Genomic DNA, 15,240 nt, shown 5'->3' on the forward strand with positions numbered 1-15,240 from the left:
CCCACATGTTATTGCTAGCATCTCAATCACCCCGACGAAAAGAGCTTTTAAGTCAACTTGGCGTAAAATTTACTACACTTAATGTTGATATAAATGAAACTCAATTGGCAAATGAGGACTCTAACAATTATGTAGTTCGATTGGCCATTGAGAAAGCTCAGCAAGGTTGGCTTCAATTTACTCAAGTAGATGGCGTAATCGGTGCCGATACCATAGTGGTTGTAGGTCGAGGCAAAAATGAGCAAGTTTTAGGGAAGCCTAATAACTTTGAGCATGCTCGGCAGATGTGGCTGCAACTCAGTGATAACCAACATAGAGTGATGACGGCTGTTGCATTGAAAACCGCTGCAGGTAGCGAACATGTTGTGGTTGAAACTGAGGTTCGTTTTAAGTTATTGACTGAGGCTGAAATGCAATGGTATTGGCAAACTGGCGAGCCACAAGATAAAGCCGGAGCTTACGGTATACAGGGTTTTGCAGGGAATTTTGTAAAACGCATCAATGGTAGTTACAGTGCGGTGGTTGGATTACCTTTGTACGAAACCAGTGAATTAATTAAACAGGCGGGTATTGAGCTGTATGAGTGCTGAATTACTGATAAATGTAACCCCTTCTGAATCAAGAGTTGCCTTGATTGAGAATGGTATTTTGCAAGAGATTCATATTGAACGCCACACTAAACGTGGTTTGGTGGGCAATATCTATCGTGGCAAGGTAAGTCGAGTGTTACCCGGCATGCAGGCCGCTTTCGTTGATATAGGTTTAGACAAAGCTGCATTTTTACACGCTTCTGATATCGCTTTTCACAATGAAGTGAGTGACGAAATGTCGACCACAGCAATTGCCAAAAAAGACATTCGTGATTTGCTGCGAGATGGCCAAGACATAGTTGTTCAAGTGGTTAAAGACCCCATTGGAACCAAAGGCGCAAGGCTTACCACTGATATTACTATTCCTTCTCGCTACTTAGTCTTTATGCCCAGTGTTGACCACGTCGGCGTATCTCAACGAATTGAAGATGAAGCAGAACGCGAACGGCTAAAGTCCTTAGTTCAAGAATATTGTAGTGACGATGGCGGCTTTATTCTTCGCACAGCAGCTGAAGGGGTTCAGGAAAAAGAACTTATTTCCGATGCGGAGTTTTTGAAACGCTTGTGGGCCAAAATTCAATCCCGCATGAAAGGCCGTAAAGGCAATGTTTTGTATGAAGATTTACCTTTAGCAAGACGAGTACTGCGAGATTTTGTTGGTACTCAGCTAGATCGCATAAGAATAGACTCTAAATTGTCATTTCAAGAACTCCAGCATTTTACCCAAGAGTATGTGCCTGAGCTGAATAAGCTGCTTGAGTATTATCAAGGCGAAAGACCCATATTTGATTTGTATGATGTGGAAAATGAAGCGCAACGTTCATTAGAGCGCAGGGTGGATCTGAAATCGGGTGGTTATTTAATCATCGACCAAACCGAAGCCATGACCACTATCGATATTAATACGGGCGCATTTGTAGGTCATCGAAATCTAGAAGAAACTATTTTTAATACCAATATCGAAGCTACTCAAGCTATTGCTCGTCAACTTAGATTGAGAAACCTCGGTGGAATGATTTTGATCGACTTTATCGATATGACCGATGAAGATCATAAACGTCGAGTTCTACACAGTTTAGAATCAGCCACAAGTAAAGACCGCGCGAAATCAAACATTCATGGGTTTACCGCCCTAGGTCTAATCGAAATGACCCGAAAGCGTACCCGTGAAAGTCTAGAACATATTTTATGTGGTGAATGTCCAGCATGTAAGGGAAGGGGATCAATTAAGACAGTTGAAACCACCTGTTTTGAAGTTATGCGTGAAATAGTGCGAGTTAATCGTGCGTATGACGCAGATAAATTTGTTGTTTATGCTTCTCAAGCGGTTGCAGAAGCTTTGTTAGGCGAAGAGTCTCATATGTTAGCTGAGTTAGAGGTTTTCGTTTCTAAACAGATAAAAATACAAACTGAATTGCTATACAACCAAGATAAGTTCGATGTGGTAATGATGTGAAACCCGCTTCATTCTATGCCGCCTACCTAGTCAGAAAACTATGGACACTAGCTGCTGTGTTGTTAGTAGTGGTGGCAGTAGGTCTGAGTATAGTGCGTTTTTCGTTACCCTACTTGGATGGCAATAAGCAGCAAATTGAATCTTGGCTGAGCAATCGTTACGGCATTAATTTAACCATCGGCGAATTAACTGCTACTTGGGCCAAAAGTGGACCATCACTGGTTCTTAAAAACATCAAACTGCAACAAGATAGCCAATCTCCCATTGGCTTAGAAATTGAAGACACCCAAATCGAAATAGATTTTTGGAGCTCTCTTGTCGCTCGACAAATCCAGTCTCGGCGCTTTGAATTAAGCGGTTTAGCGTTATCCGTTAATTTAGCGCGTATTCAAACCTCAGAAAGCGAATTTCCCGTAGTAGACGCACTAGAAGATTTGTTTTTGCAACAATTACAGCGTTTCTCCATTAGTAACAGTGTCGTTGATGTCACCACTCAATATGATCAGCAACTCATTCAAATACAGCAGTTGCGCTGGCTGAATAAAGATAATCGCCACCAAGGTGAAGGTTTGTTGCGAGTGGTGGAACTGGCCAACAACTCCACTACTTTTAGTCTCGATTTAACGGGTGATAAGGACAACCTCAGCGGCACTTTCTATGCTCGCGGTGAAGAACTGGATTTATCTCCTTGGCTAAATCAATTAATTCGCACTCAAAATCAACTCACCCAAAGTCGAGGGAACTTTACGTTCTGGGCGGAATTGAATAAAAACAGCATTAAAAATGTGCAGATGATACTGAATAAAAGTGAGTTTTCTTGGACCTCACCGGAAAGTCAGGTAGATGCAGCTATCGTCGGCGGCAGAATTCGCGGTGTACCAGATGCGCAGGGATGGCAATTTAACATTGACGACCTAATTTTAGAGTCGAAGCAACAAAGCCTATTAACCAGTTGGACAGGGCACATTGGACGCAACGGTGTAACCCATTTTGATATGTCTACGCCGGTAAATATTCGTTCATTACTACCTGTTTTACCACTGGCATTTGATAAAAAAGCCATAGATTTTATCGATCAACTTGAGCCCAATGCGCGCATTGATGATTTAGCGATTATGTTTGGTCAGCAGTTTTCAGTTAATGCGAACTTTTCCAATGTTAGTTGGAATCAGGTGGATGGTTTGCCGGGTGTCGATAATGTTGTGGGCAGTTTCAATATGTTCGATAACCTAGGGAAGTTGTCAATTTCTGGCAGTGAAGGTGAGTTCATTGCGAACAACACCCTAGATCAAAATTTAACTTATCAGTCTCTCGATTTTGATGTTTTCTTCGACTGGCAACCTCGCGGTGTGCGAGTTGATATACCTAACTTAGCGTTGCACGGTAACGACCTAAATTTAGACCTGCAAATGGCCTTTGATAGCAAAGACAAGCAACTGAATTTATTTGCTAACATCGGCAAGCTCAATGTGCAGCAAGCCAAAAACTTATTTCCAGATCATTACATGGGTACGCAAACTAAAGCCTATTTACAAAGCGCGATGCTTAGTGGTGAGTTAGCCTCTACTCAAGTGCTTTGGCAAGGCTCACTGGATCAATTCCCGTTTGAAAATCATCAGGGAATATTTCAAATCAGTATTGATGTGAATGACAGTGAATTTAAGTTTGCCCATGATTGGCCACAACTCACAGATTTAGATGTTGACCTTTTGTTCGAAAATAAAGGCCTTTCAATGATAGCCCACAAAGGTAAATTGAAGGACGTCGCTTTTTCTCAGTTATCGGCGCAGATCCCACAATTCAACAAAAGCGCGGTGTTGAACATACAAGCTGATGTCAGTGCCGATAGTGCGGATGTAACAGAATTAATTCTAGATAGCTTTTTGGCTAATAGTTTAGGTACGGTATTAACTGACGGAGTAAATGTTAGCGGCAATCTTAATACCAAGTTAGATTTGCACATACCTTTGAGCGGTAAAAATGTGTTGGCAAAGGGGCAAGTAAGGTTAGCTGGGAATCCAGTCTATTTACCTAGCCTTAATTTGAATTTTAAGAACATGGTTGGTGAAGTTTCTTTCGCCAATGAGAAGGTTGATTTTAACGGGCTGACGGGGGAGCTGTTTGAGCAACAAATTAGCGCAAACTTTGACGGCTATTCTGATCCAAGTGGCGCATACAAAGCTGATATTGAGCTTCAAGGTGACTGGCAAGTTCAGCCTTTACTGCAAGATCATCAGCCAAGCATGAATAAATACCTTGATGGTCATGGTATTTGGCAAGCAAATACCCAGCTAACATTAAATAAAGGTAGTTACGCCTACGAATTTGAATTGGTTAGTAATTTACAGGGTGTGACGTCCAGCTTACCTGCACCGTTTAACAAAAGTACTGAGCAAGCTAAACAGTTATTTGTAACAGGAAATGGTAGCAATCAAGCGTCTAATTTCAGCTTGTTACTTGGTGATTCTATTTCCTTCGAAGGGGTTTTACCCCATGACAGTATGCAATTTTCACGAGCGCATTTGACCATTGGCGAAAGTGAGTCCTTAGCAATGGGGCTAGGTTTTAGTATTTCAGCTAATGTCGAAGACGCAGATTTCGACGCTTGGTATCAAGCCATTGCCACCTTAATTGGTGATATTCCCCGTAACAATGAAAAACCTATTTTGGCCGCACCGCAACGGGTATATGTTAACGCCGATAATATGATCGTAGCCGGTCAAAAAATCAATCAATTGGAATTGGTGGCTAAACATTCCAATGGTGACTGGCTATTGGATTTCAATGCTGAACAAATTCGCGCCAAAGTTACTTTATATAATGATTGGTTGAACCGTGGTGTCGACATTAAAGCAGATTTTATCGATTTGGCTCAGTGGCATGAAAGTGAGCAAGGTGCAGAATTACACACTCCTGATCTACAAAATTTACCACCGGTTAGTTTTGACTGTAAGAGCTGCAAGTTGTTTGGTAAAGATCTGGGTAAAGTCGACTTTTCGTTATCAAGAGCACCTACAGGTATGCAGATTGATAGCTTGAGGTTTAATAACAGTAATGGGGTTTTATACGCCAGCGGAGACTGGTTTATTGGTGAACAAGGTTCAAGTACGAATTTAACCGGAGAGCTCAATAGCCCTGACTTTGGTGCTTTGATTAAAGGCTTTGGTTTTGATTCAGGTATTAAAGATTCGAAGGCCAATTTCAAATTTGACTTAAATTGGCAGGATGCTCCCCATAAATTCTCGGTTGCCAGTTTAGGAGGAAATATAGATTGGCGACTCACTGACGGCTATTTGTCAGAGGTGAGTGATAAAGGCTCGCGGATTTTTAGTTTCTTGAGTTTGCAGTCTTTGGTTCGAAAATTAAGTTTAGATTTTAGAGATGTATTTGCGAAAGGCTTTTTCTACGACAAAATGGATGGTTCATTACAAATTGTCAACGGTAAAGCTGAAACTCAAGATATGGTAATTGACGGTGCTGCAGGCGAAATGTTGATTGCGGGCTTCACTGACTTATCTAGTAAAGAGCTAAATTATCAAATTGAATTCACACCTAACGTGACCTCTAGTTTGCCATTGTTAGTTTATTGGATGGTTAATCCAGCAACCGCTATCGCAGCATTGGCAATCGATCAGGTTCTTACCGAGGCGAAAGTGATTTCGAATGTTAAGTACTCAGTTACCGGCACGTTGGATGAGCCGATTCTCACTGAGTTGGATAGAAAAAGTAAAGAAGTGGCACTACCAGCAAGAAATACACCTGTTGAACTCGATGATGAAGATGTTTCGCCTCAGGTTCTTCCCGATGAAAGAGTTAATTTACAAATAGATGATACGAGAGGGTATTAATGGCCAATTTAGTCGCATGTCAGCTAGTTTCAAGTCCAGATGTATCGGTTAACCTGCAACACGTTGAAGAATATGTTTCTCAGCAACAGCCTGGAGACTTAATTGTATTGCCAGAGTGTTTTGCCTGTTTTGGCGCAGGAGATTCTGCGTTGCTGCTAATTGCAGAAGAACTTGGTGAGGGTGCTATTCAAGATGCTTTGTCGGCCATGGCAAAAAAATATAAAGTGTGGCTAATTGCTGGAACTATTCCCATTTCAACTTCCACCTCTGGTAAATACAGCGCCACTTGTTTGATTTACGATGATACTGGACGACGTGTAGATGATTATCAAAAAATCCATTTGTTCGATGTTCAGGTAGAAGATGGAACACGAAATTACTTAGAGTCGAAATATACTCAAGCCGGCGACAAACTTGTTGTGGTGGACTCACCTTTCGGCAAAATAGGTGTTGCCGTGTGTTATGATGTGCGCTTTGCTGGGATGTTTACGGCAATGGGAGACATTGATGTTTTAGTGTTGCCCAGTGCATTTACCCGTGCAACCGGAAGAGCCCATTGGGAGCCTTTATTAAAAGCTAGGGCCATCGAAAAACAATGTTATTTGGTTGCTGCTAACCAAGGCGGCATTCATGCAAATGGGCGTGAAACTTACGGACATTCTTGCGTAATCTCTCCTTGGGGTGACACCTTGTGTGAGATAGAAACTGGCAGTGGTACGGTTAGTGCTAAATTTGATGCCAACGAAATAAGTAGAATTCGCACTAACATGCCAGTTCAGCAACATAATCAATTCAGGAGTTACCTTGTCTAATTTGGTCGAAGAAAATTTATTAAATGCAGCAGATTTGGATCCCAATAAGGTCGTATCCGCCTTGAACCTCATTTGTCAGCATCAAAATGATTTTGCCGATATTTATTTTCAATCCAGTCAGCATGAAAGCTGGGTTTTAGAAGACGGAATTATTAAAGACGGTAGCTACAATATTGAAAAAGGCGTTGGTGTGCGCGCTGTTAGCGGAGAAAAGACCGGTTTCGCGTACTCAGATGATATTAGTCAAGAAGCGCTAAATAAAGCGGCCAAAGCCTCTCGAAGTATTGCCAACTCTGGCGGCACTTTTAAGGTTGCAGCTAGTGCTCCTAAGCAATCTTCTGCTCGATACTTTGCCCAGAATCCTATTCTTGGTATGCAAGAACATCAAAAAATTACCTTATTACAAGATGTTGATAAGTACATTCGTGATCAAGAACCCTTAGCCACCCAAGTGGTAGTTAGTATTAGTGGGGTTTACGAAGAGGTACTCATTGCAGCAACAGATGGCACCTTTACCACTGATATACGCCCGCTTATTCGACTCAATTGTTCCATTCTAATTGAAAATGATGGACGCCGAGAGCGCGGCAGCGCTGGTATGGGCGGACGTTATGGATATGACTATTTTTTACAGCTAGAGGGTGATAAAACCCGTTATCAATTATTAGCTGATGAAGCGATTCATATGGCGCGTGTAAATATGCGAGCTATTGAAGCACCTGCTGGATTGATGCCTGTGGTACTAGGAGCTGGTTGGCCTGGAGTTTTGTTACATGAAGCGGTCGGGCATGGACTTGAGGGTGATTTTAACCGCAAAGGGGCATCAACCTTCAGTGGCAAAATTGGCCAACAAGTTGCAGCTAAAGGGGTAACTGTTGTGGACGATGGAACCCTAGCCAATCGCCGAGGTTCATTATCTGTAGATGATGAGGGAACGACGACACAAAGAAACGTGTTAATCGAAGATGGTGTATTGACTGGTTACATGCAAGATAAACTAAACGCCCGTTTAATGGGAGTTAACCCTACAGGTAATGGTCGCAGAGAGTCATATGCTCATCTTCCAATGCCGAGGATGACCAATACCTTTATGTTGGAGGGGCAATATAGTCCTGAAGAAATAATTAGTAGTATTGATAAAGGCGTTTACGCGCCGAATTTTGGTGGTGGCCAGGTGGATATCACCTCAGGCAAGTTTGTTTTCTCAACCTCCGAAGCCTACTTAATTGAAAATGGTAAGATTACCACACCAATTAAAGGAGCCACTTTGATTGGTAACGGCCCAGAGGTGATGAAAAAAATCTCGATGATAGGCAATAACCTCAGTCTAGATAAAGGGGTTGGCGTATGTGGCAAAGATGGGCAAAGTGTACCCGTTGGCGTTGGTCAGCCTACCCTTAAAGTGGACGAGTTAACCGTAGGCGGTACAGGCTCCTAACATGGCCTTTCAGGCCATGAATGAATGGATGAATGGCATTTATCACCAGAGTTGTAGCACGGGCTTCAGCCCGTGGGCCTTGTTTAAGTGCGCGGGGCTAAAGTACCCGCCTACATGAATTCTTTTAGATATTGAAACAAATCACGTGCGGCTTTAGGCGGCTTGTTTGTTTCTTGCTGTTTTTTCGCTTGGCGAGAAAGCTGTCTTAATTTTTGGCGATCTAACTCTGGGTATTCATTCATTAAGGCATCAATACCTCTATCACCCTGTAGAACTTTATCTCTAGCTTCTTCCACATGATGAAATTTACTGGTTTGTTGGCGATGAGCCAACTGCAACTGATCAAGGGCTAATTGAATAGGTTGGGTGTCTCGATGACGCATCAATTTACCAATTAACTGCAATTGACGGCGGTAACCATCTTTTTTCTTATTAATTTTGCGAGCTAACTCAACTGCATCGGCCAGCTCTTCATCCATAGGGATTTTGGCTAACGAAGCTGCGCCTAGTTCAACGAGTGCTTCCCCCAATTTCTGAATAGCAAGGCTTTCCTGCTTCAATTGGGTTTTGCTCTTAAATTCTTGTTCTGGACCGTTTTCGGTTAAATTCGTATCGCTCATGATAATGTCTTTAATGTTACACTATGCCAATTGTAACCCAGCTAATACCGCACAGCATTAAAAGTTGTGAAAAGAAAGTGAGTCTTATATGCAAATGGAGCAACAATTAGCCCAAATTCAACAAGCAGTTGAAGATGTTTTGGCATTGGCCAAGCAAAAAGGGGCCAGTCATGCGGAAGCTAGCATGTCTAAAGTCGAGGGGATTTCGGTATCGACTCGATTAAAAGAAGTAGAAACGGTCGAGTTTACCAACGACGGTGGTTTGGGCATTAGTGTTTATTTTGGTCAGCGTAAAGGCAGTGCATCCACCGCAGATTTAAGTATGAGTGCGCTAACTCTAGCAGTGGAAAAAGCCTGCGAAATCGCTAAATATACCAGTGAAGACCCTTTTTCTGGTCCTGCGGATGAAGCCTTAATGGCCTATGATTATCCTGACTTGGATATGTATCATCCCATTGAGCTTGATACTCAACACGGCATACAGCAAGCCATTTTAGCTGAAGAAGCTGCCTTAGGCTTTGATTCTCGAATTACCAATTCAGATGGTGCCTCATATAACGCCAATATTGGTATGAAGGTCTATGGTAATAGTCATGGTTTTATTGGTGGTTATCCAAGCAGTCGTTACAGCCTAAGTTGTGTCGTTATTGGAGAAGATAACGGCGATATGCAGCGCGACTATAGTTACACGGTTAATCGCCAAGCCGGTTTGTTAACTCCTGCAGATCAAGTAGGTAAAGAAGCAGCTGAATTTACCCTTAGCCGATTAAATGCACGTAAATTGAAAACCGCTAAAATCCCAGTTATTTTCCATCGCGATGTGGCAGCAGGTTTACTTGGACATTTTGTCAGTGCGATAAGCGGCGGTAGTTTATTCCGTAAGTCATCTTTCTTGCTAGATAGTTTAGGTACTCAAGTTTTACCAAATTGGTTTGAAATACAAGAGCGTCCACATATTAAATCAGGGCTTGCCAGCTCACCTTTCGATAACGAAGGTGTGAAGACTGAAGATATGACTATCGTTAATAAAGGTGTGTTAGATCATTATTTGTTAACTAGCTATTCAGCTCGAAAATTAGGTATGCAAACCAATGGTCACGCTGGTGGCATACATAATTGGTTGATTAAACATACCGGCCATAGTGATGAAGCCTTACTAAAAGAAATGGGTACAGGACTACTTGTAACCGAATTGATGGGGCAAGGCGTAAACATTGTTACCGGCGATTACTCTCGCGGTGCTGCAGGTTTTTGGGTCGAAAATGGCGTGATCCAATATCCGGTTCACGAAATTACCATCGCAGGCAACTTAAAAGATATGTTGATGAACATTTCTGCCATAGGATCAGTGGCTGAAACTCGGGGGAGCATTCATACTGGCTCAATCTTAGTCAGTGAAATGCAACTGGCGGGTAGTTAATAATAAAACAAAGCCGTCATATAGTTGTTGTGCTTTGTGCTTTGTGGTTAGTTTCTCAGTAAACAATAAAAAAGGGCTAAAAAGCCCTTTTTTTGTTTATATATTATTAGCTAAGCTAATTACATGTCTACAGAGCCACAGAAACGGTAACCTTCACCGTGAATGGTAACAATCAAGTCTTCAGAGTTCACTTCTGATTCGAAATGTTTACGTATACGACGAATTGTTACATCAACAGTACGGTCATTAGGACGCAGTTCACGACCTGTCATTTCCATAATCAACTGCTCTCTGGTTAAGATCTTTCCTGGATTACTAAGGAACAAATGTAACGCGCGGAATTCACTACGAGGAAGACGGAATTCGTTTTGACTAGGTGAAATTAAGCTACGGCTGTCGCCATCCAAAATCCAACCATTAAAGCTAACACGACTTGGTAAATCGTCATCTTCATTATTGCTTAAGGTTCTATTTAAAAGATTTCGTGCACGAATAGTCAATTCTCTAGGGTTGAACGGCTTAGTTAGATAATCATCTGCACCAATTTCCAATCCTAAAATGCGATCAACATCGTTGTCTCTACCAGTTAAGAATATTAAACCAACATTTTTACGGTCTCTAACTTCGCGAGCGAGAATTAGGCCATTTTTTCCTGGCAAATTAATATCCATAACCACTAGGTTAATGTTGTTATTTTCGAAAAAGTCATGCATTTCGCTGCCATCTTCAGCTTCGAATACATTGTAACCTTCCGCTTCAAATAAGCTTTTTAAAGTAGTCCTTGTTACTACTTCATCTTCAACGATTAGTATATTGGGCGTCATTGTTTTTATCCGTTTTATTTCAATATAATTAGTTTAACAGAAAATATCTATTAATCAGGCTATTATCCAGTGAAATTTGTATACTTTAGTAGTCTAGCGCTAAATTTTACAGGTGAATTAGCATACTGCTGTTTATTAATGTAGATTTTTATCTTGCCATACTCTTCTACAAGGCTAACCAACCCCCCATTGTTGAGAAAATTGATAGTTTCCCCAATAGTGACAATAGATAAGCTGGTTTGTTTCAAATCTTCTTCTAAAATTTTGGACTCACGAGTTTTATCTACAAATATGTAGTTACAACGTTGCTCAAGTGCCGAAGACAAACTGTCTACGGGTTGTAAATCTATTTGTTTTTTGTCGCGGGTTAATAACTCTGATTTTTGTAACATTAAATAGTGCTTTTGTGACGCTTGCTCAATCAAGCAAAACTTCAAACTGGTATATCTTTGTTGCCATTCCGAGTAATTAACAACATGCAAAAAGAAAGTCGATCGTATAGACGTTGGCGAAACATCAAAGTCATTATTCTGTGCGTAGACAATAGTACTCCAGGTAACAATAATGAAAATGATTATTCTGCTGATCATAAATTAAAATCCTTTTGGCAAAGCTGCGGAGTCGATTCTTTTCACTGGGAAAAGGATTATAAATTCAACGCCTTTGCCTTCTTCACTGGTGATGGTGATAGAGCCATTTAATGCTTGGGTTATTAAGTTATAAACTAAATGCATGCCTAAACCACTGCCACCTTGGCCTCGTTTAGTGGTTACAAAAGGATCAAAAATACGTTTTTTAAGGGGATCAGGAATACCCTTTCCGTCATCTAAATAACGAATTCTGATTTTATTTTCTGAGGCCATATCGATATAGATATCAATTCTACCTTTATCAGTAAACTCAAAGCCATGAATGATTGAATTCATCACTAAGTTCATAATAATCTGGTTTATTGGGCCCGCTTTGGTTTCTATGTATAGATCTGTAGGGCAATGAATATCAATCACGTGATTGTATTTTTTTAGCTTAGGACGCATAGACATCAATATTTCATCTATCAACTTTGCCACCGAAAATATTCGATTATTTTCGCTTGATTGATCAACTGCCACTTGTTTAAAGCTGGAAATCAGTTCAGCTGCTCGGTTTAAATTGCGATAAATGATATTTAGGTTTTCTTGCCCCTCGGTTATGAACTTCGACAGGGTGCTGGCTTTTAAGGTTTTAGCTTCGAACTCAGTTTCAATATGATTAAGCCGATCTAACATCATTGTAGAAGCTGTAACACCTAAACCAATTGGCGTGTTAACTTCGTGGGCAACACCTGCAACCATATCTCCAAGGGATGCCATTTTTTCATTTTGGACCATCTGCCTCTGGAATTGATGCAGTTTTTCTAATGTTTCAATAAGCTCTTGGTTGGCCTTTTTCAACGCCACTGTTCGTAGTTGTACCTTTTCTTCTAGACTGGCATGCAGTTTCTGTTGTTCTTCTTCAGCAAAGTCCCTTTCTTTCAAATAGTGCTGGGTGCGATCGAGCATATCATTAAAAGCAGAGCCCAATATATCCAGCTCTTTGATGTTGGTTGCCTCTGCACGCCCTTTGTAATCTCGTTGCCTGGATACCCGTTGTACTATTGCTGCAAGATTAATTATTGGTGTGGCTAAGGTTTTTTGTAGACGTAACGTCAGTAAGTAACAAATTACCAGTATGACTACCAGCGCCGCACAGGTAGTTAATATTGAGCTGGCAATCAAGTCGTTTAATATTTTTGCGGATACACGCAGATAAACATATCCCACTACTTCATTATCTATTTCGATAGTTTTCACATACTCAAATGCATCTTTTATTTGCGTGGGCGTTTCTAAAGCGTCAAACCTATCCCACATCATAGGAGTAGGAGCTTGATCGGAACGGTTGTAGCTGGTGAAATAGGTAGGCTCTTGCCCTTCTACTTTTTTGTATATGTAAACAGCCTCGATAAAGTCTGCTGCTTTTAAAATTTGTAAATTTTCTTTCTCAATTGATTCGTCATCGAACTCTAAACTAGCCATTGCATTGTTACTGATAATCTCAGCGTAAAGTACAACCTGCTGAATGAGTTCATTTTTGTAATTAGCGATTTGATTAATTAAAGAAATACTAGAGGTAACAACGAGGGCTAACGTTGTGATGGCCATAACCACCCAAACAATCAGGGTTTTTAAAGATAAGTTTTTTCCGCCAGTTAGCATAAAGATAATCAGTCTTAGTTTGTGGCAATTTTACCACTAAGGATTATAGTGATATAAATTGTTTTAAAAGAAAACACTTAGTCCAATAAAAGTGGAAAGATTTAAATAGCTTGGGCTAAACATGTATTTTTATCAGTTATTTCTCCATAACTGTACTTAGCAAACTACTTTCGAATTACTTCAAGTAGCGTTTTTTCATCGATCTTCAATTTTACGGATGCTCTAGTTAGTGCGACCATTTGATCTACTTTGCCTGCATCATCACTTGCAGCTATGCGTAATGAGTTAAAATCAGCCATACAAATACACACCATCTCTCCCTCTTTAACCTCAAATTGTGGGATATCAACGGGAGATCGCTTATACAAAATGTTAGGGCACACGCTAGTACGTTCAGGCAGTTGAATACACTTATCAGGCAAGTTTTCTTGTGCATTAACCGCAAAAATTAAGCAACAAGAAAACGTGATTGCCAGTAAAAGGCGGTTTAACTTACCCACTAGACAGAGGCTAAAATTTCTCAGCATGACTTATAAAGCGCCTCATATTCCAAAGCGGCTTGATGCCAAGTAAATCGTGTGTTCATCCCTCTTAATTTCATTTGATTGAAGCTATCAGGGTATTCATAAAAATGGAGTAGTGCCCGATAGATACACCCAAGCAAAGCAGAGCTATCTGGGTGTTCAAATACGAATCCAGTAGCAATATCTGGCTGATGAATAACATCAATCACCGTATCTTTTAAACCGCCCACAGCGCGAACAATAGGAATAGTCCCATATGCCAAACTGTACATCTGATTTAAGCCGCAAGGCTCAAATAGTGAAGGCATAAGAAAGAAATCACTGCCTGCTTCTAATAAATGTGCCAACTCAACACTGAATGTTTCGATGAAAATGAACTTATCAGGGTGTATTTGAGCGTGTCTATGCAGCACTTCACTTATAGAAGGGTCACCTGTTCCAACAATAAGGAGTTGGACATTGTGTTGTAATAGATCTTCTAGAATGGGCAATATATAACCGAAGCCCTTTTGTTCGGTTAAACGGCAAACCATACCAATTAAAGGCACGTCGGATTTTTCAGCGAAACCTGCGGTTTCCTGTAATTTGCGTTTACATTCTGCTTTTCCAGCTGGATTGTTAACATCAAAATTAGCTGGAAGATATTGGTCTGTAGCCGGATCCCACTGACTGTAATCACAGCCATTTAAAATCCCTGATACATCGTTTCGTCGAGCCGAGAATTCGTTATACAACATGTGACTGCCCAAGGTTGTAAGCAGTTCCTGTGCATAGTTGGGACTCACGGTATTAATTTTGTCCGCGTAACGGATGCCAATTCGAAGAAAGTTTAACGCGTCTCCATCTAATTGGCTGTGCAGCGCATCATGATGGCTAACATAAGGAATTTCATCCAAGCGATGTGTACCGTGAAAAGCACCATTGTGGATAGTTAACACCGATTTACTGTGGGCAAAAAATCCACTGTTATCGGTTTTCAAAAAGTAAGGGGTTAAGGCTGTGTGCCAATCATTACAATGCACAACATCCGGTTGGAAATTAATTGCGCGACTGGTTGCTAACGCGGCATCAGCGAAAAACGCGAAACGTTGTGCGTTGTCGGCAAAAGCATGATAACCGTCAGTATAAAAACCGTCACGATGAAAATACTCAGGAAAATCCACACAAAAAACGGGTACATCTTGAATATGAATTTGGCGAACGTTAAATGAATACGTTTTGTTACTGGAAACAATACCTTCGGAGGCAACTATTGGAGCATCAAATTTATCAGCTAAAAGCTTGTAATAAGGCATCACTATGACGACATCATGCCCTAATTTTTTTAACTCTATGGGCAATGCTTTTGCCACATCAGCCAAGCCACCTGTTTTAGCTAAATCTTCTACTTCTGAAACAACAAAAAGAATCTTCAATATTTATTTCTCCAATTCGTAAACTTGAGAACAACGCTAGCGTTACTTTAGCTCAG

At 40.9% G+C, this 15,240-nt stretch carries 12 protein-coding genes; 6 read left to right on the forward strand and 6 right to left on the reverse strand.

The features are described 5' to 3' along the window. Positions 1 to 5 precede the first annotated feature (5 nt). From ABJV04_RS14605 to tldD, 5 genes are read left to right on the forward strand one after another with little or no spacing between them, the layout of a single operon-like run. Positions 6 to 590: a Maf family protein gene (locus ABJV04_RS14605; RefSeq protein WP_348492293.1), complete on the forward strand. Its 585-nt coding sequence runs from the start codon at positions 6 to 8 to the stop codon at positions 588 to 590. After that, on the forward strand, positions 580 to 2,046 hold the full coding sequence (rng, locus tag ABJV04_RS14610; RefSeq protein ID WP_348492294.1) for a ribonuclease G: 1,467 nt from the start codon (positions 580 to 582) through the stop codon (positions 2,044 to 2,046). Before ABJV04_RS14605 ends, rng begins: the two co-directional genes overlap by 11 nt. Next, positions 2,043 to 5,894 carry a YhdP family protein gene (locus tag ABJV04_RS14615; protein ID WP_348492295.1) on the forward strand — a complete coding sequence of 1,284 codons (3,852 nt, stop codon included), beginning with the start codon at positions 2,043 to 2,045 and terminating at the stop codon, positions 5,892 to 5,894. Before rng ends, ABJV04_RS14615 begins: the two co-directional genes overlap by 4 nt. Next, the gene (locus ABJV04_RS14620; RefSeq protein WP_348492296.1) at positions 5,894 to 6,706 is read left to right on the forward strand and encodes a carbon-nitrogen hydrolase family protein; all 813 of its coding nucleotides are present in this window, start codon (positions 5,894 to 5,896) and stop codon (positions 6,704 to 6,706) included. The genes ABJV04_RS14615 and ABJV04_RS14620 overlap by 1 nt, the downstream gene beginning before the upstream one ends. Continuing rightward, complete coding sequence (tldD, locus tag ABJV04_RS14625; RefSeq protein WP_348492298.1) at positions 6,699 to 8,144, forward strand: metalloprotease TldD; 1,446 nt, start codon at positions 6,699 to 6,701, stop codon at positions 8,142 to 8,144. The genes ABJV04_RS14620 and tldD overlap by 8 nt, the downstream gene beginning before the upstream one ends. A gap of 110 nt (positions 8,145 to 8,254) precedes the next feature. On the opposite strand, the gene yjgA is transcribed toward tldD, so the two are convergent. Further along, a complete protein-coding gene (gene yjgA, locus ABJV04_RS14630; protein ID WP_348492299.1) occupies positions 8,255 to 8,764 on the reverse strand; it encodes a ribosome biogenesis factor YjgA in 510 nt (169 codons plus the stop codon). A gap of 88 nt (positions 8,765 to 8,852) precedes the next feature. Here yjgA and pmbA point away from each other — a divergent pair, with 88 nt between their 5' ends. Then, the gene (gene pmbA / locus ABJV04_RS14635; RefSeq protein WP_348492300.1) at positions 8,853 to 10,184 is read left to right on the forward strand and encodes a metalloprotease PmbA; all 1,332 of its coding nucleotides are present in this window, start codon (positions 8,853 to 8,855) and stop codon (positions 10,182 to 10,184) included. 119 nt (positions 10,185 to 10,303) lie between these two features. Here pmbA and arcA read toward each other — a convergent pair whose 3' ends face one another. The 5 genes from arcA to glgA all read right to left on the reverse strand — a co-directional run bounded on the left by arcA (position 10,304) and on the right by glgA (position 15,184). After that, positions 10,304 to 11,008: a two-component system response regulator ArcA gene (arcA, locus tag ABJV04_RS14640; RefSeq protein ID WP_348492301.1), complete on the reverse strand. Its 705-nt coding sequence runs from the start codon at positions 11,006 to 11,008 to the stop codon at positions 10,304 to 10,306. Positions 11,009 to 11,070: 62 nt separating this feature from the next. Continuing rightward, positions 11,071 to 11,598, reverse strand: a complete 528-nt coding sequence (locus ABJV04_RS14645) for a YfiR family protein (protein ID WP_348492302.1) — start codon at positions 11,596 to 11,598, stop codon at positions 11,071 to 11,073. Between the two features lie 3 nt (positions 11,599 to 11,601). Continuing rightward, complete coding sequence (locus ABJV04_RS14650) at positions 11,602 to 13,245, reverse strand: ATP-binding protein (protein WP_348492303.1); 1,644 nt, start codon at positions 13,243 to 13,245, stop codon at positions 11,602 to 11,604. Positions 13,246 to 13,409: 164 nt separating this feature from the next. After that, positions 13,410 to 13,772 carry a hypothetical protein gene (locus ABJV04_RS14655; protein WP_348492304.1) on the reverse strand — a complete coding sequence of 121 codons (363 nt, stop codon included), beginning with the start codon at positions 13,770 to 13,772 and terminating at the stop codon, positions 13,410 to 13,412. Next, positions 13,766 to 15,184, reverse strand: coding sequence for a glycogen synthase GlgA (gene glgA / locus ABJV04_RS14660; RefSeq protein ID WP_348492305.1), 1,419 nt, complete (start codon positions 15,182 to 15,184; stop codon positions 13,766 to 13,768). Before glgA ends, ABJV04_RS14655 begins: the two co-directional genes overlap by 7 nt. Positions 15,185 to 15,240: the final 56 nt, after the last annotated feature.

This window comes from Aliiglaciecola sp. (genome assembly GCF_039982535.1).
Taxonomy (GTDB): domain Bacteria; phylum Pseudomonadota; class Gammaproteobacteria; order Enterobacterales; family Alteromonadaceae; genus Aliiglaciecola.

What these genes read in the sequence shown, in the direction of transcription:
- yjgA (WP_348492299.1), bottom strand. Translation starts at nt 8,764, where the DNA reads ATGAGCGATACGAATTTAACCGAAAACGGTCCAGAACAAGAATTTAAG.
- ABJV04_RS14645 (WP_348492302.1), bottom strand. Translation starts at nt 11,598, where the DNA reads ATGATCAGCAGAATAATCATTTTCATTATTGTTACCTGGAGTACTATT.
- arcA (WP_348492301.1), bottom strand. Translation starts at nt 11,008, where the DNA reads ATGACGCCCAATATACTAATCGTTGAAGATGAAGTAGTAACAAGGACT.
- ABJV04_RS14655 (WP_348492304.1), bottom strand. Translation starts at nt 13,772, where the DNA reads ATGCTGAGAAATTTTAGCCTCTGTCTAGTGGGTAAGTTAAACCGCCTT.
- rng (WP_348492294.1), top strand. Translation starts at nt 580, where the DNA reads ATGAGTGCTGAATTACTGATAAATGTAACCCCTTCTGAATCAAGAGTT.
- ABJV04_RS14650 (WP_348492303.1), bottom strand. Translation starts at nt 13,245, where the DNA reads ATGCTAACTGGCGGAAAAAACTTATCTTTAAAAACCCTGATTGTTTGG.
- ABJV04_RS14605 (WP_348492293.1), top strand. Translation starts at nt 6, where the DNA reads ATGTTATTGCTAGCATCTCAATCACCCCGACGAAAAGAGCTTTTAAGT.
- pmbA (WP_348492300.1), top strand. Translation starts at nt 8,853, where the DNA reads ATGCAAATGGAGCAACAATTAGCCCAAATTCAACAAGCAGTTGAAGAT.
- ABJV04_RS14620 (WP_348492296.1), top strand. Translation starts at nt 5,894, where the DNA reads ATGGCCAATTTAGTCGCATGTCAGCTAGTTTCAAGTCCAGATGTATCG.